This window comes from Microbacterium sp. SORGH_AS_0505, assembly GCF_030818715.1.
Lineage (GTDB): Bacteria > Actinomycetota > Actinomycetes > Actinomycetales > Microbacteriaceae > Microbacterium.
The window spans coordinates 1,419,117-1,443,794 of sequence record NZ_JAUTAT010000001.1 but is presented as its reverse complement, the minus strand read 5'-3'; the positions used below and the strand labels follow the sequence as shown (position 1 = coordinate 1,443,794).

The 24,678-nt window shown below is 70.3% G+C and carries 19 protein-coding genes; 10 read left to right on the top strand and 9 right to left on the bottom strand.

From position 1 onward, the window contains the following. The first annotated feature begins 78 nt into the window (after positions 1 to 78). The 3 genes from QE428_RS07085 to QE428_RS07075 are packed head-to-tail and all read left to right on the top strand — an operon-like array spanning position 79 to position 7,369. Positions 79 to 1,755: an ABC-F family ATP-binding cassette domain-containing protein gene (locus QE428_RS07085; RefSeq protein WP_307467453.1), complete on the top strand. Its 1,677-nt coding sequence runs from the start codon at positions 79 to 81 to the stop codon at positions 1,753 to 1,755. Between the two features lie 59 nt (positions 1,756 to 1,814). Further along, complete coding sequence (locus QE428_RS07080) at positions 1,815 to 6,581, top strand: ATP-dependent helicase (protein ID WP_307467450.1); 4,767 nt, start codon at positions 1,815 to 1,817, stop codon at positions 6,579 to 6,581. Between the two features lie 14 nt (positions 6,582 to 6,595). Continuing rightward, complete coding sequence (locus QE428_RS07075; RefSeq protein WP_307467447.1) at positions 6,596 to 7,369, top strand: DNA-formamidopyrimidine glycosylase family protein; 774 nt, start codon at positions 6,596 to 6,598, stop codon at positions 7,367 to 7,369. Positions 7,370 to 7,381: 12 nt separating this feature from the next. Here the strand turns inward: QE428_RS07075 and QE428_RS07070 are convergent, their stop codons facing one another. Together QE428_RS07070 and QE428_RS07065 are read right to left on the bottom strand one after the other, a co-directional pair. Next, a complete protein-coding gene (locus QE428_RS07070) occupies positions 7,382 to 7,684 on the bottom strand; it encodes a putative quinol monooxygenase (protein ID WP_231916526.1) in 303 nt (100 codons plus the stop codon). Further along, positions 7,684 to 8,349 carry a YitT family protein gene (locus QE428_RS07065; RefSeq protein ID WP_231916525.1) on the bottom strand — a complete coding sequence of 222 codons (666 nt, stop codon included), beginning with the start codon at positions 8,347 to 8,349 and terminating at the stop codon, positions 7,684 to 7,686. The genes QE428_RS07070 and QE428_RS07065 overlap by 1 nt, the downstream gene beginning before the upstream one ends. A gap of 98 nt (positions 8,350 to 8,447) precedes the next feature. Here QE428_RS07065 and QE428_RS07060 point away from each other — a divergent pair, with 98 nt between their 5' ends. The 4 genes from QE428_RS07060 to QE428_RS07045 all read left to right on the top strand — a co-directional run bounded on the left by QE428_RS07060 (position 8,448) and on the right by QE428_RS07045 (position 10,982). Then, a complete protein-coding gene (locus QE428_RS07060) occupies positions 8,448 to 8,855 on the top strand; it encodes a transferase (protein WP_091359210.1) in 408 nt (135 codons plus the stop codon). Positions 8,856 to 8,936: 81 nt separating this feature from the next. Continuing rightward, positions 8,937 to 9,449: a thermonuclease family protein gene (locus QE428_RS07055; protein WP_307467441.1), complete on the top strand. Its 513-nt coding sequence runs from the start codon at positions 8,937 to 8,939 to the stop codon at positions 9,447 to 9,449. 48 nt (positions 9,450 to 9,497) lie between these two features. Continuing rightward, positions 9,498 to 10,214, top strand: a complete 717-nt coding sequence (locus QE428_RS07050; protein ID WP_307467438.1) for a LysR family substrate-binding domain-containing protein — start codon at positions 9,498 to 9,500, stop codon at positions 10,212 to 10,214. 42 nt (positions 10,215 to 10,256) lie between these two features. Further along, positions 10,257 to 10,982 (top strand): GMP synthase, encoded by a 726-nt coding sequence (locus QE428_RS07045; RefSeq protein ID WP_091359199.1) that lies wholly within the window; start codon positions 10,257 to 10,259, stop codon positions 10,980 to 10,982. Positions 10,983 to 10,986: 4 nt separating this feature from the next. Here QE428_RS07045 and QE428_RS07040 read toward each other — a convergent pair whose 3' ends face one another. Further along, positions 10,987 to 11,805 (bottom strand): tryptophan-rich sensory protein, encoded by an 819-nt coding sequence (locus tag QE428_RS07040; protein ID WP_307470678.1) that lies wholly within the window; start codon positions 11,803 to 11,805, stop codon positions 10,987 to 10,989. A gap of 279 nt (positions 11,806 to 12,084) precedes the next feature. Here QE428_RS07040 and QE428_RS07035 point away from each other — a divergent pair, with 279 nt between their 5' ends. After that, entirely contained in the window at positions 12,085 to 13,395 is a 1,311-nt protein-coding gene (locus tag QE428_RS07035) for an HNH endonuclease signature motif containing protein (RefSeq protein WP_307467430.1), read from the top strand. Positions 13,396 to 13,668: 273 nt separating this feature from the next. On the opposite strand, the gene treZ is transcribed toward QE428_RS07035, so the two are convergent. The 6 genes from treZ to QE428_RS07005 form a co-directional block, all read right to left on the bottom strand. Continuing rightward, on the bottom strand, positions 13,669 to 15,387 hold the full coding sequence (treZ, locus tag QE428_RS07030) for a malto-oligosyltrehalose trehalohydrolase (protein ID WP_307467428.1): 1,719 nt from the start codon (positions 15,385 to 15,387) through the stop codon (positions 13,669 to 13,671). After that, complete coding sequence (treY, locus tag QE428_RS07025; protein ID WP_307467424.1) at positions 15,384 to 17,732, bottom strand: malto-oligosyltrehalose synthase; 2,349 nt, start codon at positions 17,730 to 17,732, stop codon at positions 15,384 to 15,386. Before treY ends, treZ begins: the two co-directional genes overlap by 4 nt. Beyond that, positions 17,732 to 19,942: a glycogen debranching protein GlgX gene (gene glgX, locus QE428_RS07020; RefSeq protein WP_307467421.1), complete on the bottom strand. Its 2,211-nt coding sequence runs from the start codon at positions 19,940 to 19,942 to the stop codon at positions 17,732 to 17,734. The genes treY and glgX overlap by 1 nt, the downstream gene beginning before the upstream one ends. Before the next feature lie 69 nt (positions 19,943 to 20,011). Continuing rightward, positions 20,012 to 20,479, bottom strand: coding sequence for a glutaminase (locus QE428_RS07015; protein ID WP_231916524.1), 468 nt, complete (start codon positions 20,477 to 20,479; stop codon positions 20,012 to 20,014). Positions 20,480 to 20,481: 2 nt separating this feature from the next. Beyond that, positions 20,482 to 21,165 carry a GTP pyrophosphokinase family protein gene (locus QE428_RS07010; RefSeq protein ID WP_307467417.1) on the bottom strand — a complete coding sequence of 228 codons (684 nt, stop codon included), beginning with the start codon at positions 21,163 to 21,165 and terminating at the stop codon, positions 20,482 to 20,484. 47 nt (positions 21,166 to 21,212) lie between these two features. Next, a complete protein-coding gene (locus QE428_RS07005; RefSeq protein WP_373457703.1) occupies positions 21,213 to 22,274 on the bottom strand; it encodes a LacI family DNA-binding transcriptional regulator in 1,062 nt (353 codons plus the stop codon). A 116-nt stretch (positions 22,275 to 22,390) separates the two neighbouring features. On the opposite strand from QE428_RS07005, the gene QE428_RS07000 reads away from it, so the two are divergent. Both QE428_RS07000 and QE428_RS06995 read left to right on the top strand, forming a co-directional pair. Further along, complete coding sequence (locus tag QE428_RS07000) at positions 22,391 to 23,662, top strand: ABC transporter substrate-binding protein (protein WP_091359171.1); 1,272 nt, start codon at positions 22,391 to 22,393, stop codon at positions 23,660 to 23,662. A 16-nt stretch (positions 23,663 to 23,678) separates the two neighbouring features. Continuing rightward, positions 23,679 to 24,677 (top strand): carbohydrate ABC transporter permease, encoded by a 999-nt coding sequence (locus QE428_RS06995; protein ID WP_307467413.1) that lies wholly within the window; start codon positions 23,679 to 23,681, stop codon positions 24,675 to 24,677. The last annotated feature ends 1 nt before the right edge of the window (position 24,678 follow it).

Here is a 24,678-nt window from a genome sequence, read left to right as displayed (position 1 = left end):
GTGTTGCCCGGCCGCACCGAGCGCTGCGGACCGGTTCGTCGACGCCGGCGTCCGCGCACCCCGAACAGGGAGGCGCACATGCCCACCACTCCTACCTCCGCGGTCACCCTCGACCGCCTCTCCTTCGCCTGGCCCGACGGCACCGTCGCGCTGAGCGACGTCACCGGAGCCTTCAGCGGCGGTCGCACCGGCCTCGTCGGCCGGAACGGGTCCGGCAAGTCCACGCTGCTGAAGCTCATCGCCGGGACTCTCGAACCGGCATCCGGATCGATCACGACGGCGGGACGGGTCGACCTGCTGCCCCAGCAGCTCACGCTCGACGTCTCGCGGCGCATCGCAGACGTGCTCGGCATCGGGTCCGTCCTCGACGCGGTGCGCGCGATCGAGCGCGGCGACGTCGACGAGCGTCACTTCGACACGGTCGGCGACGACTGGGACGTCGAGGCTCGAGCGACGGCGGCGCTCGCCGAGGTCGGGCTGCCGGACGGAGCTCTCGATCGCCGCGTCGGCGAGCTCTCGGGCGGTGAGGCGGTGCTCGCGGCGCTCATCGGCGTCCGCCTGCGCGGCGCCGAGATCGCCCTCCTCGACGAGCCGACGAACAACCTCGACCGCGACGCGCGTCGCCGTGTGCACGAGCTCGTGCGGACGTGGCGCGGGACGCTGATCGTGGTGAGTCACGACACGGCGCTGCTCGAAGAACTCGACGACACCGCGGAGCTGTACGGCTCCGAGCTGTCGGTCTTCGGCGGCCCGTACTCGGCGTGGCGGTCCTGGCTCGAGACGGAGCAGGCCGCCGCTGCACAGGCCGAGACGGCGGCGCGGCAGGTGCTACGGCGCGAGAAGCGGGACCGCCAGCAGGTCGAATCGGCGATCGCCACGCGCGATGCGCACGGCAAGAAGCTCGCCGCACGGAAGGCGGCGCCGAAGATCGTGTTGGGCGCCATGAAGCGCTCCGCGCAGGTGACGGCGGGCAGGCTCCGCGTCGAGGCGAACGAGAAGGTGGATGCCGCGCGCGCCGCCGTCGACACCGCCGGACGGCGCGTGCGAGACGACGACACGGTCCGCATCGATCTGCCCGATCCGGACGTCGGCACCGGCCGCCGAATCGCGACGATCGGCGACGGCGAGCGCTCCTGGATCATCCAGGGACCGGAGCGGGTGGCGCTGATCGGACCCAACGGCGCCGGCAAGACGACGCTGCTCGAGCGGCTCGTCGCGTCGGCGGGGGCAGCGGATCGCGTGCCGAGTGCAGGTTCAGACGACGGTGAAGGGTCGACGCCGGGGCCGGATGCGGCATCCGCCCTGCACTGGGCGCGCGAGGATGCCCGGGCAGAGGCGCACACCGGCCGGATCGGGTACTTGTCGCAGCGGGTGGACGGGCTGGCGGAGGCAGCGTCGGTGCTCGACAACATCCGGGCGGCCGCACCCGGAGTGGGCGACGTCGAGCTGCGGAACCGGCTGGCGAGGTTCCTCATCCGCGGCGACACGGTGCACCGGCCCGTCGCGGCGCTCTCGGGCGGTGAGCGGTTCCGCGTGGCGCTCGCCCGCCTGCTTCTGGCCGACCCGCCGCCGCACCTGCTGGTGCTCGACGAGCCGACGAACAACCTCGACCTCGACACGGTCGACCAGCTCGTCGAGGCCCTCTCGGCCTACCGGGGAGCGGTGCTCGTGGTCAGCCACGACGATGCGTTCCTCGCGCGGATCGGGGCGGGGCTCACGCTCGAACTCCGGGACGGACGGATGACGAAGGTCTGACCGACGGGCCGGGGCGCAAGCCCCGGCCCGATGTCGGTGGTCCGCGCGATGATGGGAGCATGGCGGACGTCCTCGAGCGGTTCAGCCCTGCGACGCAGGACTGGTTCCGCAGCGCCTTCCACGCGCCCACGGCCGCGCAGGCCGGCGCGTGGCAGGCGATCTCGGCCGGCAAGCACGCGCTGGTGGTCGCCCCGACCGGTTCCGGCAAGACACTCTCGGCGTTCCTCTGGGCACTCGACCGCATCTTCCGGGACCGCGTCGCCGACAAGCCGGCCGCCGAGGGCGAGAAGCCCGCGCGCGGCAAGAAGAAGCGAGCGGATGCCGCGCCTCCGCGCACGCGCGTCCTCTACGTCTCGCCGCTCAAGGCCCTCGGCGTCGACGTCGAGCGCAACCTCCGCTCTCCGCTGGTGGGCATCGGGCAGTCCGCCCGCAGGCTCGGGATGCCGGCGCCAGATGTGACGGTCGGGGTCCGGTCGGGTGACACGCCCTCCGCCGACCGGCGACGCCTGCTCGCCGATCCGCCGGACATCCTCATCACGACGCCCGAGTCGCTCTATCTGATGCTGACCTCGCAGGCGGCCGAGACGCTCCGCGGCATCCACACCGTCATCGTCGACGAGGTCCACGCCGTCGCGGCGACCAAGCGCGGTGCGCACCTCGCCGTCAGCCTCGAGCGGCTCGACGCCTTGCTCGACACCCCGGCGCAGCGCATCGGCCTGTCGGCGACGGTGCGTCCGATCGACGAGGTCGCCCGCTTCCTGGGCGGCGCAGCTCCCGTCGACATCGTGGCGCCGAAGGCGACGAAGGCATTCGACCTCTCCGTCGTCGTGCCGATCGACGACCTCACCAACCCGCCCCCGCCGCCTGGCGCGCCGGAAGAGGAGGATCCGGTCGCGGTCGATGCCGACGACGACGGTGGCGATGGCGGCAACTGGTACACGCCGCCGCAGTCGTCGGAGATGACCGGATCGGTCTGGCCGCACGTCGAAGAAGCGATCGTCGACCGCATCCTCGCCCACCGGTCCACGATCGTCTTCTCGAACTCGCGGCGCCTCGCCGAGCGCCTGACGGGACGGCTGAACGAGATCTACGCCGAGCGTGTCGGCATCGACGTGCCGGATCAAACGGTGCCGGCCGCCATGAGGGTCCCGGCAGCAGAGGCTCCGGGCGGCGCGAATGCGCCGTCTGGAGGAGCGGTCAGGGCGGCGCAGGCGGGAGCGTCGGCGGGCGTCGAGGCGATCCTCGCGAAGGCCCACCACGGCTCGGTGTCGAAGGAGCAGCGTGCGCAGGTCGAGGACGAGCTGAAGTCCGGGGCGCTGCGCTGCGTCGTCGCGACGAGCAGCCTCGAGCTCGGCATCGACATGGGCGCCGTCGACCTCGTGATCCAGGTCGAGGCGCCGCCCTCGGCGGCATCCGGTCTGCAACGCGTCGGCCGCGCCGGTCACCAGGTCGGCGAGGTCAGCCGCGCGGCCCTGTTCCCCAAGCACCGGGGCGACGTCCTGCACACGGCCGTCGTGACCGAGCGGATGCTCGCGGGGCAGATCGAGGCCATCTCGGTGCCGCAGAACCCGCTCGACATCCTCGCCCAGCACACGATCGCCGCCTCCGCCGTGGCCGTGCTCGACGTCGAGGGCTGGTTCGAGACCGTCAAGCGCTCGGCCCCGTTCCGCTCGCTTCCCCGCTCGGCGTACGAGGCGACCCTCGACCTGCTCGCGGGGCGGTATCCCTCCGACGCCTTCGCCGAGCTGCGGCCGCGCGTCGTGTGGGATCGGGATGCCGGGACCATCACCGGCCGGCCCGGCGCGCAGCGCATCGCGGTCACCAGCGGCGGCACGATCCCCGACCGGGGGCTGTTCGGCGTCTTCATCTCGGGCGAGGCCCGCAACGCCCGCGTCGGCGAGCTCGACGAGGAGATGGTCTACGAGTCCCGCGTGGGCGACGTGTTCACCCTCGGCACCACCAGCTGGCGAATCGTCGAGATCACCCACGACCGCGTCAACGTCCTCCCCGCCTACGGGCAGCCGGGCAAGCTCCCGTTCTGGCACGGCGACGGACTCGGCCGTCCCGCCGAGCTCGGCGAGGCGCTCGGCAAGTTCTCGCGCGAGCTGTCGACGTCGAAGCCCGAGAAGGCCACCGAACGACTCCGCGAGTCCGGCCTCGACGACAACGCCATCGGCAACCTGCTCGCCTACATCGGCGAACAGCGCGAAGCGACCGGCAGCCTGCCGACCGACAAGACGCTCACCGTGGAGCGTTCGCGCGACGAGGTCGGCGACTGGCGGGTCATCCTGCATTCCCCGTACGGCATGCACGTACACGCACCGTGGGCGCTGGCCGTCAACGCGCGGATCCGGGAACGCCTCGGTGTCGAAGGAGCCGCCGTCGCGAGTGACGACGGGATCATCGCGCGGGTGCCGGACACGGATGCCGAGCCGCCGGGAGCCGAGCTGTTCGTCTTCGACGCCGACGAGCTCGAGCAGCTCGTCACTTCGGAGGTCGGCGGGTCTGCGCTGTTCGCCTCGCGGTTCCGCGAGTGCGCCGCACGCGCGCTGCTGCTGCCGCGACTGAACCCCAACAAGCGGTCGCCGCTGTGGCAGCAGCGGCAGCGTTCCGCGCAGTTGCTCGAGGTCGCGAAGGAACACCCGACCTTCCCGATCATCCTCGAGACGCTCCGCGAGGTGCTGCAGGACGTCTACGACCTGCCTGCCCTCCTGCGCATCGCGCGGAGCATCGCCGACCGCCGCATCCGTCTCGTCGAGACGACGACCAGCTCGCCCTCGCCATACGCGCGCGACCTGCTCTTCGGATATGTCGGCGCGTTCATGTACGAGGGCGACTCGCCCCTCGCGGAGCGGCGGGCGGCCGCGCTGTCGGTCGACCCGGCCCTGCTGAGCGAACTGCTCGGCAAGATCGAGATGCGCGAGCTGCTCGACCCGGGCGTCATCGAGCAGTACGAGCGTGAGCTCCAGCGCCTCGACCCCACAAGGCGGGTGCGCGGTGTCGAGGGCGTCGCCGACCTGCTGCGGCTGCTCGGGCCCCTGTCTGTCGCCGAGGTCGCCGAGCGGCTCGAAGGCGCCGCGGCGGACCCCGACGCGCCGGCGCCCGCTGCGACCGATACGGATGCCGCCGCGCTCCTCGACGAGCTCGTCGAGACCCGCCGCGCGATCCGCGTCACGTTCGGCGGCGCGGCCCGCATCGCCGGGATCGAGGATGCGGGTCGTCTGCGCGACGCGCTCGGGGCGGCGTTGCCCGTCGGCATCCCGACCGCCTTCCTCGAACCGGTCGCCGATCCGCTCGCCGACCTCGTCGCCCGGTACGCCCGCACACACGGTCCGTTTCGGACCGCCGACGTCGCGACGCGCCTCGGCGTGGGCGGCGCCGTCGCCCGTCAGACGCTGCAGCGGCTCGAAGCTCAGGGCCGGCTCGCGAGCGGGTTCTTCCTGCCCGCGGACTCCGCCCACCCCGACGACCTCGAGTGGTGCGACAGCGAGGTGCTGCGCCGCATCCGGATGCGCTCGCTCGCCGCGATCCGCGGAAGCGTCGAGCCCGTCGAACCGCAGGCGCTGGGACGATTCCTGCCCGTCTGGCAGCACCTGACGCGTCCGCTCGAAGGCGTCGACGGGGTGCTCGCCGTCGTCGAGCAACTGGCCGGCGTGCCGCTTCCCGCGAGCGCATGGGAGTCGCTCATCCTGCCGTCGCGGGTGCGGAACTACTCCCCCGCTCTGCTCGACGAGCTGACCGCGACGGGCGAGGTGCTGTGGTCGGGACACGGCTCGCTGCCCGGGCGCGACGGGTGGATCGCACTGCACCCCGCAGACGTCGCCACCCTCACACTCCCGACGCCCGAGGACGAGCCGACGCCGTTCGAGCAGTCGATCCTCGAGGCGCTCGGAGCCGGTGGCGCGTACTTCGCGGGACAGCTGGCCGGCATGGTCGACGCGCCGAACGAGCAATCCGTCATCGACGCGCTCTGGAACCTGACCTGGTCGGGACGCGTCACGAACGACACCTTCGCCCCCGTCCGGGGACTCCTCGCCGGCGGATCGCAGGCGCACCGTGTGACGCGGCGGACGCCCCGCACCCGGATGTTCCGCGGCACGCCGATCGCGGCCGCCGCACGGCCCGCACCGCAGCGCCCCGCGATGGTCGGCGGCCGCTGGTCGCTCCTGCCTATTCCCGACGACGACGCGACCCTCCGGGCGACCGCGACGGCGGGCATGCTCCTCGAGCGCTACGGCGTCGTGACGCGCGGTTCGGTGCAGGCCGAGGGCGTGCCCGGCGGCTTCGCGCAGGTGTACCGGATCCTGGCGGGATTCGAGGATGCCGGGCACTGCCGGCGCGGCTACTTCGTCGAGAAGCTCGGCGCCGCCCAGTTCGCCACCTCCGCGACCGTCGACAGGCTCCGCGAGTTCGCGTCGGTGCCCGAGCCCGCTCCGCTCACCGCGCGGACGCTCGCCGCCACCGATCCCGCGAACCCCTATGGCGCGGCGCTGAACTGGCCGTCGATCGAGGGCGTGAACCACCGCCCGGGCCGCAAGGCCGGCGGACTGGTCGTGCTCGTCGACGGCACGCTCGTGCTGTACCTCGAGCGGGGCGGGCGCACCGCCCTCGCGTTCACCGACGACGAGGACGTCCTGGTCGCCGCCGCGCGGAGCCTCGTCGAGACCTCGCGGGCCCGCGGACTCGACACCCTCACGATCGAGCAGGTCAGCGGCGCCTTCGTCTACACGACCGCCGCCGGCCGCGCCCTCCGAGACGCCGGCTTCGTCGAATCGCCTAAGGGCCTCACCCTGCGGCGCGGCGCACGGGAGCCGCAGCGTGCCTGAGCCGGAGGCGACCCATGCCTGAGGGTGACACCGTCTTCCGCGCCGCGCGGAAGCTGCACGAGGCGCTCGCGGGCCACGAGGTCACGCGTTTCGAGGTGCGGGTGCCGCGGAGCGCCACGGTCGACCTGCGCGGCGAGACCGTGCGCGAAGTCGTGCCGCGCGGCAAGCACCTCCTGATGCGCATCGGGGCGCAGACCCTGCACTCGCACCTCAAGATGGAAGGCCGCTGGCACGTCTACCGCCCGGGTCAGAAGTGGCGCGCCCCCGCGTTCCAGGCCCGCGCGATCGTCGGGACGAGACCCGCGGATGCCGTCGGCTTCGAACTCGCGATGGTCGAGGTCCTCCCCACCGCCGACGAGGACCGCGTCGTCGGCCACCTCGGACCCGATCCGCTCGCCGCCGACTGGGATGCGGCGAAGGCCGTGGCCAACGTCGCGGCGGACGAGCGCGCAATCCATGTCGCGCTGCTCGACCAGCGGAATGTCGCCGGGTTCGGCAACGAATACGCCAACGAGCTGCTGTTCGTGCGCGGCATCCGCCCCACCGCGCTCGCAAAGGACGTCGACATTGCGGGGCTCATCGAGACGGGCGTGCGCATGATTCGCGCCAACCGGGACCGGCAGGGACGCACGTTCACCGGCGACAACCGCCCGGGCAAGCAGACCTGGGTCTACGGGCGCGGCGGTAAGCCGTGCCGGCGCTGCGGCACGCTCATCCAAGGGTCGGAGCTCGGTGCCCGCGCGACGAGCGAGCGCGTCGTGTTCTGGTGCCCCGTCTGCCAGCCGTGAGCGGCTGACGCGTCACTCCTCAGGCGGGAGACCTTCGATGCGGTACCGGCGCTCGATGCCCGCCGTCGCGCGACCCCATTCGCTCTCGGCCGCGCGCCGCTGATGCTCCCGGAACGCGTGCGCATCGGTGAAGAGCTCCTCCACCGACCACGCGCGGCCGCCCCCGAGCGGCGTTATTTCGAAGAGCAGACAACCCGGTTCCGCGCGGGTGCGAGCGATGTGCGCGTCGAGGTGGCGACGCACGGCATCCGCTTCGTCCTTCGTGGCGCAGATCATGCGTCCCGAGAGGCGTACACCGCCGATGTCGACCATCATCAGTGGCCGATGTACCGGCCCGGCCGGTGGTTCAGAGCGAGGACGAGGTTCAGCACGACGGCCCCGGCAGCGCTGAGGAGGACGTTCGGCCACGGAACGACGAGGAGGGCGAGAAGGATGACGAGGACATCGAAGACCATCATGGTCCACCCCACGCGGATGCCGGTCGCATCCTGGATGACGAGGGCTACGACATTGATGCCGCCGAGGCTCGCGCCGTGGCGGAACACGATGAGCAGACCGATGCCGGCGAGGAGGTTGCCGGCGACGGTGCCGAAGATCGGATCGATCCGTTCGACGAGGAAGAAATGCTCGATGACGACGGAGAAGCCCGACACCGCCCCGATGCACACCATGGTGCGGAGCGCGAAGTTCCACCCGCGCTTCCAGACGGCAAGGACGCCGAACGGAAGGTTCACCACTGCGAACAGCGCCCAGAACGGCCATTCGAGGGCGTAGTTCAGCAGCAGCGACAGGCCCGCCGTGCCGCCGGTGACGGCCGTGCTGAGGTGCAGCAGGAACAGGCCGAGCGAGACGGTGAACGTTCCCGTCGCGAGTCCGACGACGTCATCCAGCCAGCTGTGCGGCGCGGCCTTCTGATCGAAGACGAGCGACGGTCCGGTCTCGGGAGCGGCGGAGTCGATCGGATCTGCGGGGGCTGTCACCGAATCAGGTTACCCAGCCGCGGTCAACCCCGTGATTTCGGGCGCCGTTCGGGAATGAAATGCCTTGTGGGACGTTGTATCCGCCAAGGAGGATTCCCGTGGGCAAGAACTACATCGACATCGAGAACGACCGAGGCGAGACGCTGCGCTACCGCAAGCACGCCAACGGGCGTGGCTTGATCGCGAACGGCGCCAAGGTGCACCCGAGCGCGATCGTCGAAGCAGGCACCTACGTCGAACCCGGGGCGCAGATCGCGGCGGGAGCCCGAATCGGCCGCGGCGTGTGGATCGAACCGGATGCCGTCATCGGCCCGAACGCAGAGATCGCCCCGCACGCGCACATCGGCCCTGGAGCGGCTATCGGTGCCGGCGCGAAGATCGGCGTCCGCTGCTTCGTCGGCGCGGGAGCGCGCGTCGCCAATGAGTCGCTGATCGGCGACGACGAGAGCATTCCCGACGGCGAACGCGTCGCCACCGACCGACGCGGACTGCGGCTGGCGGCCTGACCCGCTCCTCGCAGACTCACGAAGGCCCGATTCCCCTCAGGGAGTCGGGCCTTCGTCTGTGGTCGGGGTTAGCCTCGGCGGATGACCACGCCCAGCCGATCGACCCGTGCCGTCGTCGCGGGGTTCGTCGGTGCGCTTCTGCTCGCGGGGATCTGGGTGGCGGCATCCGCTCTGCGCGAGGAGCCCGGCGACGGGATCCCGGCGGGTGCCGTCGCCGTGTCCGTCGAGCGCGTCGTCGACGGAGACACGCTCGTGACGGCGGACGGAGCGCGGGTCCGCCTGATCGGCATCGACGCTCCTGAGGTGCGCCCCGAGCCGGAATGCGGGGCGGATGCCGCGACCGCCCGGCTACGCGAGCTCGCTCCCGAGGGAGCCCGACTCTGGATGCTCGCGGACCGGGAGGACCTCGACCGGTTCGAGCGTGAACTGCGCTACCTGTGGACCGAGGGCGGCGCGTTCGTCAACGATCTCCTCGTCGCCGAGGGGCATGCCGAGACGCTCCGCATCCCGCCCAACACCCGATACGCCGATCGCTTCGCCGAGAGCGAGGCCGCCGCCCGAGCCCGCGGTACCGGACGATGGGGTGCCTGTTGAGCCGCGGCATCCCGGGGCATCCCGCGGCGCGCGGCTACGCTGACAGGCATGGCGACACGAGGCGGACCCCAGCGCGGGGGCGGTCGTCCGTCGCCGGCGAAAGCGCGTTCCGGGGGTTCGAAGCCGCCGCAGAAGCGGAAGCCCGCACCCGCGCCGCCGACGCCCGCGCCGCCGTCCGGCCCCTTCCGCCTCGGCGCGATCCCGGGGGCGACGCCGGGCAAGTGGATCGACATCTGGAAGACGCGGATGCCGCAGAATCCGCTCGAGCTCGTAACCCTCTCGGTGGTGGACCAACGGACAGCCTTGACCGATGACGACGTGGACGCCGCGATCGTCCGGCTGCCGATCGAACGCGACGGCCTGAACGTCATCCCCCTGTACGAGGAGACGACGGTCGTGGTGTGCGCCGCGGACTCCCACCTGACCGCTGCGGACGAGTTGACTGCCGACGACCTCCGCGGCGAGGTGCGGATCGTGCCTCTCGACGACGTGCTGTCGTTCGAGGTCTCAGGGACCGACGCACCACGGTTCGCGGCGCCGGCGACCACCGGCGACGCGATCGAGACCGTCGCCGCAGGCGTCGGGATCGTGCTCGTCCCCATGTCGCTCGCGCGACTGCATCACCGCAAGGACGTGGCGTTCCGTCCACTCGCGGATGCGCCGGCCTCCGCCGTCGCGCTCGCCTGGCGCGCCCAGGGTGCGAGCGAGCTGGTCGACACGTTCGTGGGGATCGTGCGCGGTCGCACGTCGAACTCGTCGCGCTGACGCACGGCGTTCGGCCTCGGACCGGGCATTTAGACTTGTCGAATGGCTCCGCTCGTCTACCTGTGCGTTCGCCCGCAGGTGGATGCCGCGGACGGCGAGTACGCGTCGTTCCACGAAGCGATGGGGGTCGGCGAGAGCGGCCTCGAGCGGTGGAACCTCGTCGACGACGCCCTACCCGCCGACGCGTTCGAACGCTGGCGCGGCTTCGTGGTCGGCGGCAGCCCGTTCAACACGACGGATGCCGATGGCTCCAAGCCTGCGGAGCAGGTGCGGATCGAGACAGGACTCAGAGCCGTCGCGCAGGCTGCGGCAGCGGGGCGGACCACCGCGCTGTTCACGTGCTTCGGCATCGGTGTCGCCTCACGTGCCCTCGGCGGCGAGGTGACGCGGGAGTACCCGGAGGGGACGGGGCCCACCGGCATCCGTCTCACCGATGCGGGTCGGGAGGACCCGCTGTTCGGCGGGCTGACCACCGAGTTCACGGCCTTGACGGCTCACAAGGAAGCCATCGAACGCCTGCCCGAGGGAGCGGTGCTCCTGGCGACGAACGACGACTGCCCCGTGCAGGCCTACCGGTTCCGTGAGCGCCTCTATGCGACGCAGTTCCACCCCGAGCCGACCGGTATCGCCTTCACGGAGCGGATGACGATCTACCGCAACCACGGCTACTTCGACGCCGACGCGTACGACACCGTCGCTGCGCGGGTGCTGGCTGCAGACCTCGACGAACCGCAGCGGCTGCTGCGACGATTCGCCGAGATCTTCTGACCGCTCAGCTGCGCGCGAGAGCCAGTTCGCCGCGACGGCCGCGTGCCCAGAGGACGAGCGGGACGACGACGACGATCGCTGCCGCGATCCACGCCGTGATGGCGATCGGGGTGGACTCGGGCTCGGTAGCGAAGCGGCCGATGCCGATCCACAGGAGCCCCCACGCCGAGGCGAGGGCCGGGGCGAGGCGCCCGCCGGTGCGGATGGCGCTCGCGGCGGCGATCAGGACCACCGCGATGATGACGGCGATGCCCCACCCGGTGGCGGCGTCGCCCCACGACCTCGGGGCGACCTCTGCGGTGAGCCAGGCCGTCGTGTTCGCGACGGTGGCGAGGGTGACCCATCCGAGGTGGAGGCCGACGGTGACGTCGGTGAAGAACGTCTCGGCGAACGTTCGCGGCGGGTTGAGGACGAGGATGCGGATGGTCCAGCCGAGGGCGACGAGCAGCGCGACGATCGTCACGACGGTGACGAGGAGCGTCGTGTACTGAGCGGCCAGCAGCCACAGCCCGTTGAGGACGGCGGTGAGGGCGATCGGGTAGCCGACCTTGCGCTGACGATCGCTGGCGCGCTGCGAGGGGAGCGCCTGCCAGATCGTGTACGCGATCATGAAGAGGTAGATGACGCTCCAGATCGAGAACGCCTGGGCCGCGGGAGCGAGCACCGTCGAGGTGGCGGAGAGAGCGCCGCCCTGCAGGTCCTGCACGGGAGTCCCGCCGAGGACACCGGCTCCGAACAGCGCGGCGATCAGCATGAACGTCACCGCCGAGATCACGACGATCTGGCGGGTGAGGTCCGACGAACGGGATGGGGTGGAGCTCATCATGACGTCACGGTACGTTCCCGGAGCGTGAGGCAGCGACCTCTTGACAGGCCTCGAGCGGGGGCTTGAAGGGATGGGGTGGGCTCCGGGCTTCGGGTCTTCGGGCTTCGAGTCTTCGGGCCTTCAGGTCTTCGGGCCTTCAGGTCTTCGGGCCTTCAGGCCTTCAGGCTTCGGGCGCTTTGTGCAGATGAGAGGTTTCTCACATCGAGCCCGACCAGTGGGCGTTGATTCAGCGAATTTCCGGGTCTGAATGTCGGAGGTTGGTGCAAGAGTGCAGGTATGACGGATGCGGCGGAAACCGCGGGTGGCGAGTCATATCTCGCCGCCATCGCGGGTGTGGTTGCGGACGTCGAAGATGTCGAGCGGCGGATGGCCGCTGTGCAGATCGCGCAGCTTCGCACGCTTGCTGCGGCCGGCCGATTGGCGGAGGCGCAGAGCGCGGACGCGAATGTCCTCCTGCACGACATGGCGCTGCGGTCGATCGCAGCAGAAGTCGCCGGGGCGATGCGGATGACCGATCGGACGGTGCAACGCCGCATCGGGGAAGCGCGGGTGACGATCGAAGGGTTCCCCGCAGCGGTCGCTGCGTGGGAAACCGGGCGGATTGTGCGCGGGCATGTGACCGCGATCGTGGATGCCGGGGTGAGTTTGCCCGCCGAGATGTGGGCGGATTTCGAAGCCGTCGCGATCGAACGGTGCGAACGTGACACTCCGAACCGAGTACGGGGCGAGTTGGAGATACTCGCACACCGGATGAACCCGCGGAGCTTCGCCGAACGACACGAAGAGGCCGCCGCAGGAAGATGCGTCCGGTTAGTGCCCGGGCGGGAGGGGATGTCGGATCTCATCGCAACCCTCCCGACGGTGATCGCCGAGGGGATCCACGATCGCCTCACCCAGCAGGCGCGGGCGATCATCGACACCCGGGCGGAACGCAGCGTGAGCTCGGAAGCCGTCGCGAGCGACGCCCGCTCGACCGATCAGGTCCGCGCCGACGTGTTCGCCGATCTCCTCCTCGCGGGCACACCCGCGCTTGATGACACGCGGGACACGACCGCCGGGCCGCTCGGCGCGATCCGCGCCCGAATTCAGGTCCTCGTGCCCGCGGCGACACTCACCGGCGCCGACCACGGTCCGTGCGATCTCGCCGGTCGCTCCCCCATCGACCCCGCGACCGCGCGGGCGCTGGCCGGATCGACGCACATCTGGGAGCGACTGTTCCACGACCCCACCACAGGGGTCACCGTCGCAACCGACTCGTACCGCGTGCCCTCCGGGATGCGACGGTTCCTGCAAGCCCGCGACCAACACTGCAGGTTCCCCGGATGCCGCGTCGCCGCGATCCGGTGCGAAGTCGATCACACGCATGATCACGCGCTCGGCGGTCGGACCGAACTGTCGAACCTCGCTCACCTGTGCCAACGGCATCATTCGATGAAGCAATTCACTGCCTGGCGGGTGCGACAACTGTCGGGTGGTGTCCTGGAATGGACCTCACCCCTCGGCAGGGCCTACAGAGAAGACGCACCCACCCCGGCCGTCGCCTTCACCCTTGCCGCAACACCACCCGGAGACCCCGCACCCTTCTGAACCGGCACAGCTGTGACCCAGGGCTGCCGTTATTCGGCACCTCTCTGGCGCGGCACCACTGTGACCCAACGCCACCGCGACTCGGCACGCTCATGACACGGCACCCTTCTGACCCGATACCGCCTGACCCGGCACCGTCCTGACCCGGCACCGTCCTGAGCCACAGCCAGCCGCCCCACACGCGAACGAGCCCGCGGCATCCAATCCCCCCGTCGCGGATTGCGTCCGCGCACGGCGCGTCGCGACAGGGGAGGCGCGTCCAGGGGAACGCGCTTACGCCCCGACGACCACCGCGGACTCCGGCGCCACGACCACCCGGTCACCCGCCGACGTCGGCTCGACGGACGCGATCCAGATGTCGCCGCCGGCCACCTCCCACGGCTCGGACGACAGGTTCACGAGCACCCGCGCCGCGCCGCGGTGCAGCACGTACCGCGGACCCGTCGGGGTGGTCTGCACCTCGGCATCCCGCCCACCGGGACCGGGATGCGTCAGCTCGGGCCGCGAGCGACGCAGCTCCGCCAGCCGGCGATACAGATCCAGCAACCGCGCGTGATCACCCTGCGACACCTCCGACCAGTCGAGCTTCGACCGCTCGAACGTCGCGGCGTCGTTGGGGTGCGGCACGACGCTCTCGTCCCAGCCCATCTTCACGAACTCCGCGATCCGGCCCTTCGCCGTCGCCTCGGCGAGTTCCGGCTCGGGGTGCGAGGTGAAGAATTGCCACGGCGTCGACGCGCCCCACTCCTCACCCATGAACAGCATCGGCGTCCCCGGCGCGGTCAGCGTCAACACCGCCGCGACCGCCAGACGGTCGGTCGACAGCGTCGCCGTCAGCCGGTCTCCCGCGGCTCGGTTGCCGATCTGATCGTGATCCTGCGCGTAGGTCACGAGACGCCAGGATGCCGCCTCGTCGGGAACGGGCTTGCCGTGATCCCGCTCGCGGAACGACGAGTACGTGCCGTTGTGGAAGAAGCCCTCCGTCCACACCTTCGGCAGCGCCTCGGGGTCGGCGAAGTCCTCGTAGTAGCCGACAGCCTCACCGGTCAGTGCGACGTGCACCGCGTGATGCCAGTCGTCGGACCACTGCGCCGTCAGGCCGTACCCGCCCGCCTCGCGCGGCAGGAACATCACCGGGTCGTTCAGGTCGCTCTCGGCGATCAGCGTCAGCGGCCGACCGACGTGAGCGCTCAGCGCGTCGGTCCGCTCCGCGATCTCCTGCAGGATGTGCACCGGCTGCTTCCCCGACTCGTGCAGCGCGTGCACGGCATCCAGCCGCAGGCCGTCGACGTGGAAGTCCCGCATCCACATCAGCGCGTTCTCGACGATGAACGACCGCACGGCCGCCTCGTCGAGGTTGAGGCTGTCGCCCCACGTGTTCCGCGACCCGTCGCGCAGGTACGGACCGTACTCGGGCAGGTAGTTGCCACTCGGTCCGAGGTGGTTGTAGACCACGTCCTGGATCACGGCGAGGCCCGCCGCGTGCGCGGCATCCACGAAGCGCTGATACGCCGCCGGACCGCCGTACGTCTCCTGCACCGCGTACCAGAGCACACCGTCGTAGCCCCAGTTGTGCGTGCCGTTGAAGGCGTTCACCGGAAGCAGCTCGATGTGCGTCACGCCGATGTCGATGAGGTGGTCGAACCGGGCGATCGCGGCATCCAGCGTCCCCTCGGGGGTGAACGTCCCGAGGTGCAGCTCGTAGATCAGCCCGCCGGCCAGCTGTCGCCCGGTCCACGCCTCATCCGACCATGCGAAGGATGCCGGGTCGAACCACGCCGACGCCTCGTGCACCCCTCGCGGCTGCCGCCGCGACCGCGGGTCGGGACGGAGGTCATCCCCGTCACCCAGCACGAAACCGTACTCGTCGCCGTCCGCCAGCTCGACGTCGGCGCGCCACCAGCCGTCTCCGGCGGCCGTCAGCGCGACGTCGTCCGCACCCGGACGACGTAGCCGCACCCGTTCGACACGCGGAGCCCAGACCTCGATCACGATGCGTTCCCCTCGATGACATCCGCCGGCGCGAGGAGCGCGACGGGATAGGTGTCCAGCAGGTCGGCGAGCCGCAGGCGACCGCCGTCGAATCGACGCCCGGTGAGCACGTCGACCGTGGGGCCCGCGTGCGTCAGCACCTCGGTGTCACCCCAGCGGCCGTGGGCGGCGAGCCCGGCCGGCAGCCGCGTCGCCACCGCGACCGCACCGCCGCGGTCGAAGGCGACCGCGTGGTCCGCGGCCTCCCCTGTGACCGTCATCGGCGTGTACCGCGTGAACAGCTCCGGGTGGTCGCGCTTCAGGCGCAGGGCGCGCGAGACGACGAGCAGCTTCGCCGCGCCCGACGCGTCGACCGGCGGCATCCATCCCTCGTCGAGACGTGCGAGCAGGCGGCGGCGTTCCGCGAAGTCGACCTCGCGGCGGTTGTCGGGGTCGACGAGCGAGTGGTCCCACAGCTCGGTGCCCTGGTAGACGTCCGGGACGCCCGGGCCTGCGAGCTGCAGCAGCTTCAGCGACAGCGAGTTCGACCGGCCGAGCGGCGTGATCTCATCGACGAAGCCCTCGACGATCGCCCGCGCGTCGCCGAAAGCGGCATCGACGAGGTCGTGCATCTTCTCCTCGAACGCCTCATCGGGGTCCGACCACGTCGTGCTGTTCCCCGCCTCACGCGACGCCTTCTCGGCGTACGCGTGCAGACGCTCGCGCGATGCGGGCCACGCGCCGACGATCGCCTGCCAGAGCAGGTTGTCGAACGGGCCGTCACCGGTCGAGGCGACCGCGCGGAGCTCGCCGAGGACCTCGGTCCACCGCTCCGGCATCTCGGCCAGCACCGACAGGCGCGTCCGGACGTCCTCGCTGCGCTTCGTGTCGTGCGTCGACAGCGACGTCATCGCCGCCGGCCATGAGGCCTGACGATGAGCGGATGCCGCATGGAACCCGTCGACGTCGACCGCGAACTCCGTCGGGTCGCCGCCCACCTCGGTGAGCGTGCCGAGCCGGGTCCAGCGGTAGAACGTCGTGTCCTCGACGCCCTTCGCCATGACGGGACCGGTCGACTGCATGAACCGTCGGGTGAACTCGCTGTCGGGGCCCGCGACCAGCCGCGCGGCGATCGTCGCAAAGACCTCAGCCAGCTCGGGACGACGCGACGACGCCAGCGCGACCGCCTCGTCGACCTCCTCGACTCCTGCGGGAAGGTAGGCGCGGTACACCGGGAACGCCGCGAGCAGCTCGGCGAGCGCGTCGAGCCACTGCTCGTCGGACGCACCGTTCCGCTCATCGGCGGGCACGAGAGCCGCGAGCCGCAGCACCTCGGCGTGCAGACCCTCGGTCGCCCACGCGAGCTTCGCCTCGTGCATCATGTCGGCGTAGTCGGCCGCCGGACCGCCGCGCAGCTGTGTGTCGAGCGCGGTGAGCCCCTGCTCGCCGGCCGGATCGACGAGCACACGGTCGAGGACCGCCATCGCGTCGTAGCCGGTCGTGCCCTCGGTCGCCCACCACGACGGCAGCTCCTCGCCGTGCTCGAGGATCTTCTCCACCAGTACGTACGCGCCACCCGTGGCATCCGCCAACAGGTCGAGGTAGCCGCCCGGATCGGCCAGGCCGTCCGGGTGGTCGACGCGCAGCCCGTCGGCGAGGCCCTCGTCGATCCACCGGACGATCTCGACGTGGCTCGCGTCGAACACGGCCGGGTCCTCGACGCGGACGCCCGCGAGCGTCGTCACGGCGAAGAAGCGACGGTAGTTGAGCTCCGCGTCGCCGCGACGCCAGAACAGCAGCTCGTAGTGCTGCGCCGCGAGGACGTTGCGGACGTCGCCCTCGCCCGTCCCGTCCGCGAGCGGGAACTCGTGATCGAAGTACCGGACGACGCCCGCCTCGGCGTCGATCGTGATCTCGCCCGCCTCGAGGGCGGCATCGAGCTCCGACCCGAGCACGGGCAGCCGCAACCGTCCGCCGAGCGCCCAGTTCACGTCGAACGCCGCGGCGTGCGGCGAGGCCTGTCCCCGGAGCAGGACGTCCCACCACCACGGGTTCTGTCGCGGATCCGACACGCCCTGATGGTTCGGCACGATGTCGATGAGGATGCCGAGCCCCGCCGCGCGGGCCGCGGCGGCGAACCGCGACAGCCCCTCAGGGCCGCCGCGCTCCGGGTCGACGACCGTCGGATCGACGACGTCGTAACCGTGGTCCGACCCGCTCGTCGCCGCCAGGATCGGCGACAGGTAGGCCCAGTCCACGCCGAGGTCCCTCAGGTAGTCGGTGAGCTCTGCCGCGGCATCCAGGTCGAATCCGGCCCGGATTTGCAGCCGGTAGGTCGAACGCGGTGTCTTCTCGGGACCGGTCATCAGTGGGGAAGCTCGGTCTGGGGCGCCTGAGCCGGGATGATGTCGATCGTTCCCGTGAGGGCCGCAAGCGATGCCGCCACCGACGGGTCGGGTTCGATGGTCTCCCCCTCGTGGTCGCGGAGGACGACGAGCGCGCGACCGCCGACGGACACGGTGCCGCCCGGGTCGACGATCGGAGCATCCGCTGCCCCGCCTGCCGTGTCGACGATGATTTCCCACTTAGGGCTCGCCGACGCCGTCGGCACCGTGAACTCGACCGTCTCGTCGCCCGCGTTGAAGAAGACGAAGAAGTGCCGGTCGTGGATCTCCTCACCACGACGGTCGCGCTCGCGGATGCCGTCGCCGTTGAGGAACACGCCGACCGCGCGGCCGAAGCCGGAGTCCCAGTCCTCGGGCTGCATCTCCGAGCCGTCGGGACGGATCCACGCGATGTCGGGGAGCGGTGCCCCCTCTTCGCGGCGCACGGGACGCCCGTCGAAGAAGCGGCGGCGACGGAACGTGGGGTGGTCGCGACGCAGCCGCGCCAGCACCGAGGTGAACTCGATGAGCGGCTGGTCGATCGAGGTCCAGTCGATCCAGGTCAGCTCGTTGTCCTGCGCGTACCCGTTGTTATTGCCGTTCTGCGTACGGCCGAGCTCGTCGCCGTGCGAGATCATCGGCACGCCCTGGCTGAGCAGCATCGTCGCGAGGAAGTTGCGCTGCTGCCGCGCCCGCACCCGCAGGACGTCGGGGTCGTCTGTAGGGCCCTCGACGCCGTGGTTGTACGAGCGGTTGTGCGATTCGCCGTCGTTGTTGTCCTCGCCGTTGGCCTCGTTGTGCTTCTCGTTGTATGAGACGAGGTCGCGCAGGGTGAACCCGTCGTGCGCGGTGACGAAGTTGATGGATGCCACCGGCCACCGCCCGTCCTGCTCGTACAGGTCCGCCGAGCCCGTGAGGCGCAGCGCGAACTCGCCGAGTGTCGACGGCTCGCCGCGCCAGAAGTCGCGGACGGTGTCGCGGTACTTGCCGTTCCACTCGGTCCACTGGGGCGGGAAGTTGCCGACCTGGTACCCACCGGGGCCGATGTCCCACGGCTCGGCGATCAACTTCACCTGGCTGACGATCGGATCCTGCTGCACGAGCTCGAAGAACGCCGACAGCCGGTCGACGTCGTAGAACTCGCGGGCGAGGGTCGAGGCCAGGTCGAAGCGGAAGCCGTCGACGTGCATCTCGAGCACCCAGTACCGGAGCGAGTCCATGATCAGCTGCAGCGTGTGCGGGTTGCCGACGTTCAGGCTGTTGCCGGTGCCGGTGTAGTCCGTGTAGTACCGCTTGTCGTCGTCCTCGAGCCGGTAGTACGCGAGGTTGTCGATGCCGCGCATCGAGAGCGTCGGGCCCATGTGGTTGCCCTCGGCGGTGTGGTTGTAGACGACGTCGAGGATGACCTCGATGCCCGCGGCGTGGAGAGCGCGGACCATCGCCTTGAACTCCTGCACCTGCTGACCCACGCCGCCGGCGGCGGAGTACGTGTTCTGCGGCGCGAAGAAGGCGATCGTGTTGTAGCCCCAGTAGTTGGAGAGGTCCTTCTCCTGGAGCGTCGAGTCGTTCACGAACTGATGCACGGGCATGAGCTCGAGCGCCGTGACGCCGATCTTCTTCAGGTGCTCGATGACGACGGGGTGCGCGATGGCGCTGTAGGTGCCGCGGATGTCCTCGGGGATGTCGGGGTGGGTCATCGTGAGGCCCTTGACGTGGGCCTCGTAGATGACGCTCTCGGCGTAGGGCGTCTTCGGCTGGCGGTCGCCCTGCCAGTCGAAGTACGGGTTCACGACGACGCCCTTCATCATGGCGGCGGCCGAGTCGTCGTCGTTCGTCGAGTCGGGATCGCCGAAGGTGTAGCTGAAGACGGACTGGTCCCACTCGATCTGGCCGTCGACCGCCTTCGCATAGGGGTCGAGGAGCAGCTTGTTCGGGTTGAACCGCTGACCGTTCTCGGGGTCGTACGGACCGTGCACGCGGTAGCCGTAGCGCTGCCCCGGCTGCACCGACGGCAGGTAGGCGTGCCAGACGAACGCGTCGACGTCGATGAGCTCGACGCGGGTCTCCTCGCCGTTCTCGTCGAACAGGCAGAGCTCGACTTTCTCAGCGCACTCGCTGAACAGGGCGAAGTTCGTCCCATTGCCGTCGAAGGTCGCTCCCAGGGGGTAAGCGGAACCGGGCCATACCTGCATGCGTACTCCTGAGATAGGTGGAAGGCCACACTATCCACGGGGTGTTTCCGGTCCCGGGCCCTTGACAGGTCAGCGCAGGGACAGCATGTCGTCGAGGTAGTCCGCGAGGGGTCGCGGCGGGCCGGTGTGGCTCCACGCGATGTGCGGCACGCCGTTCACGAGCGAGAGGATGCCCGAGCTCTCGCCGCGGTCGACGGCGTCGGCATCCATCTCGGTCCAGCCGAGGTGCAGCACCTCGCCCTCGGCGAACCCGCCCCGGGCGGCCGCGGCAGCCCGTTCCGACCGCGCCCGCTGCGCCTCGGCGGTGTACCCGCGGATCGCGTCGTGCCGCGCGCGGAGCACCTCCCCGGTCGCGAACACACGCCCGTCGCCGAGCAGCAGCGCCCCGACATGCCACGCCTCTGTCACGGGCACGATCCGGGGCGCCCGCCCGATGCCCAGGATGCGACGGTTCGCCGCCCATTCCCCCAGCCGCTCGCGCGGCGAGCCGGCCAGGCGCTCGCGTGCCGCCTGCAGCAGGCCGGTGACGGATGCCACCGTCAGACGAGGTGCGTCGGCGACACCGCTCCGGCGCCGCGGATCTGCTGGTGCAGGCGGGTCATCCGGGCGTCGAGCTCGGCGGCGGCGTCGGCGGCGTCCTTCAGCTGTCGGAGCAGATTGTCGGGGACCTGACGCTCGTACTTGTAGTAGATCTTGTGCTCCAGGCTCGCCCAGAAGTCCATCGCGATCGTGCGGAACTGCACCTCGACCGGCACGTCCACGCGCCCGGTCGAGAGGTAGACCGGCACCTCGAGGATTGCGTGCAGACTCTTGTAGCCGTTGCCCTTGGGGGTCGCGATGTAGTCCTCGACCTCGCGCACGGTGATGTCGTCCTGCGCGCTCAGCAGGTCGAACAGGCGGTACACGTCGTTCACGAAACTGCAGGTGATGCGGATGCCGGCGATGTCGGTGATGCGCGCTCGAACGGAATCGAAATCGGGATCGATGCCGCGGCGCTGGATCTTCTCGACGAGACTGTCGGGCGACTTCACGCGGCTCGAGACGTGCTCGATCGGGTTGTAGTCGTGCATCTCGTGGAACTCCTCGCGGAGGATCGAGATCTTCGTCTCGATCTCCTGCAGCCCGAACCGGTACTCCATGAGGAAACGCTGGAACTCGTCGCGCATGCTGCGGAGGGAGGAGGCGGAGACCGTGATCTGCTGCTCTTCGAGCGGAGTGGACATGAGCCGACCGTATCGGGAACCACCCAGAGCGTGCTGGGAGAGATTCCTCAATCGGGCGGAGGCGGCGCGGTCGTCGCCCGGGGCACGAGCGCCGTGGGCAGTCGCAGGTGGGTGGCGGCGGGCGCACCCCCGCCCATGAGCTCCAGCAGCATCGTGACCGCTTCGGCGCCGAGGCGCTGCATGGGCTGACGGACGGTCGTCAGCGCGGGCACCGCCTGCGAGGCATCCGGAACGTCGTCGAAACCCACGACCGAAAGATCGTCGGGCACCGACAGTCCGTGCTCGTGCGCGACGCGGATCACCGTGAGCGCCGAGACGTCGTTGGCGGCGAACACGGCGGTGGGTCGATCGGGGCGTCGCAGCAACCGCGTCGCCGCCTCGCGTGAGATGTCCTCGACGTAGCGTCCGACACCGACGAGTCCCGGATCGAACGGGATGCGGGCGTCCTCGAGCGCCCGCCGGTAGCCGCCCTCGCGCAGCATCGACGACCGCAGATCGGGACGCCCCGCGACGAAGCCGATGCGCCGGTGCCCGAGCGAGACGAGGTAGGCGACCGCGTGCCGGGCGCCGGCGAAGCTGTCGGACTCGACGGTGGGGAGATCCGCCGGTCCCGTGTGCGGATCGATCGCGACCACGGGAACCTCAGCCGTGACGTTCACGACGGTGGGCGTCACCATGATGACCCCGTCGACGAGGGTGCCGCTGAGCCGGCTGAGCGAACGCCGCTCCCACCCGTCGCTCGAGACCGCTCGCGACCCGCTGTAGGCGAGCAGGTCGAGGCGCGAGTCTCGCAGAGCCGCGCCCACCCCTTTGAGGACCTCGGCGGAGAAGGGCTCGAAATCGGCGACGAGGACGCCGACGACACCGGTCTGACGCGCCCGCATGCTGCTCGCGACGAGGCTCGACTCGTAGCCGAGTTCCTCGACGGCGGTGAGCACGCGCTGCACCGTCGCCGGCGCGACGCCGTATCGGCCGTTCACGGCTTTCGACACGGTCGCCACCGAGACGCCCGCCGCGGCGGCGACGTCGTGGATTGTGGCGCGGCTTCGCATGCTTCGAAGCGTAGCGCCATGGAAAACATTTTCGAAAACGTTTGACGCCGGCGACAACAATTCCGACACTGGGGACCGAACCCCCGGCACGCACCGCCGGGACCACCTGCACCTCGACGACCGAGCGTGCACTCAATGAGGAGATCGGTGATCACATGAGGACCAGAAGGATCATGGCGGGGCTCGCGGCAGTAGCCGCAGCGACCCTCGCGCTCAGCGCCTGTTCGGGCGACAACGGCGGCGGCAGCGGCGACGGCACCGTCGAGATGACGCTGTGGCAGAACTCGACGACCGGCCCGGGCCAGCAGTTCTGGAAGGACGCGATCGCCGCCTTCGAGAAGGAGAACGACGGCGTCACGATCACCATGCAGTCCGTCCAGAACGAGGACATGGACGGCAAGCTGCAGACCGCCCTCAACGCAGGCGACCCGCCCGACATCTTCCTGCAGCGCGGCGGCGGCAAGATGACCGCGATGGCGAACGCGGGCCAGCTGATGGACCTGACGGACCTCATCTCCGACGACATCCGCGGTGAGATCTCCGAGGGCTCCTTCGCCGCCGAGACCTACCAGGACAAGGTCTGGGCGATGCCACTGTCGGTCCTCCCGGGCGGCTTCTTCTACAGCCAGGACGCCTTCGACGCGGCAGGCATCTCCGACACCCCCACGACGATCGACGACCTGAAGAGCTCTGTCGAAGCGCTGAAGGGCACCGGCATCGCGCCCATCGCCCTCGGCGCGAAGGATGCGTGGCCCGCCGCGCACTGGTACTACTTCTTCGCCATTCGCGAGTGCAGCCCGAAGGTGATCGAAGAGACGGGCGACTCGAAGGACTTCAGCGACGAGTGCTGGACACGCGCCGCCGAGGACCTCACGGACTTCGCCGCGATCGAGCCCTTCAACGACGGCTTCCTCACCACCGCCGCACAGCAGGGCGCCGGCAGCTCGGCAGGCCTCGTCGCCAACCGCAAGGCCGCGATGGAGCTCATGGGTGCGTGGGACCCGGGCGTGATCGCCTCGCTGACGCCCGACGAGAAGCCGCTCCCCGACCTCGCCTGGTTCCCGTTCCCCGAGATCTCGGGCGGTGACGGCGAACCCGGTTCGATGATGGGTGGCGTCGACGGCTACTCATGCGCCGCACAGGCACCCAAGGAGTGCGCCGACTTCCTGAACTTCATCGCCGGCTCCGAGCAGCAGACGAAGTACTACGAGGCGTTCCAGTCGCCGCCGGTCAACTCCGTCGCGCAGGAGGCCGTGACCGAGCCCTACCTGCAGCAGATCCTCGAGGCGTACAACAGCGCCCCGTTCGTCTCGCAGTGGCTCGACACCGTCCTCGGCCAGAACGTCGGCAACGCGCTGAACGTCGCCGTCGTCGACATGCTCGCCGGAGGCAGCGACCCGCAGAAGTTCATCGCCGCCGTCAACGCCGCCGGCGCGCAGGGCTGAAATGACCGTTCGCGAGATGTCCGTCTCGGACGCCCCTGCTCTCGCGGCGCACGCCGGGGGCGGCGACTCGTCGCCCCCGGCTCGGCCGCGGTCCCGCCGCCGGCGGGGCCTCGGCTGGTCGGGGCGGTTGGAGGTCCTCCTCCTCGCCGGACCCGCCGTCGTGTTCTTCGTCGGGTTCGTGATACTGCCGGTCCTGATGGCCGCCTACTACGGCTTTTTCCGGTGGTCGGGGTTCGGGCCTGCCACCGACTTCGTCGGGCTGAAGAACTACATCACGATCTTCAGCGACCCGAACTTCCAGAGCGCTCTGCTGCACAACGCCTTCATCGTCGTCATGTCGCTCGTCCTGCAGGGGCCGATCGCGATCCTGTTGGCGCTGCTCCTCAACCGCAAGATGCGGGGACAGTCCGTCATCCGCGTCCTCATCTTCGTGCCCTACGTCATCGCCGAGGTCGTCGTCGGCACGGGGTTCAGCCTGCTGCTGTCGACGAACGGCGCCGCGAACGGCGTGCTCGAGAAGCTCGGCCTCGGCGGGCTCACACAGGACTGGCTCGCCGACCCGTCGATCGCGATCTGGACGCTCATGGCGATCCTCACCTGGAAGTACGTCGGCTTCGCCGTCATCCTCTTCCTCGCGGGACTCCAGGGGATCCCCGAGGAGCTCTACGAGGCGGCCGCCATCGACGGCGCGTCGTACTGGCAGATCCAGCGGCAGATCGCACTCCCCCTGCTCGCACCCACCCTGCGCATCTGGGCGTTCCTGTCGATCATCGGCGCCCTGCAGCTGTTCGACCTCGTCTACATCATCTGGGGCCAGTACGTCTCGTCGGTCGCCGGCACCAACACGATGGCGATCTACATGGTCGTGACCGGCCGCAACGCCGGCAACTTCGGCTACGGCAACGCGGTCGCCGTCGTCATCTTCGTCATCTCGCTCATCGTCGCGCTGATCTACCAGCGCTCCGTGCTCCGCCGCGACACCGCGGGGGCCATCACAGAGAGGGGCGTGCAGTGAG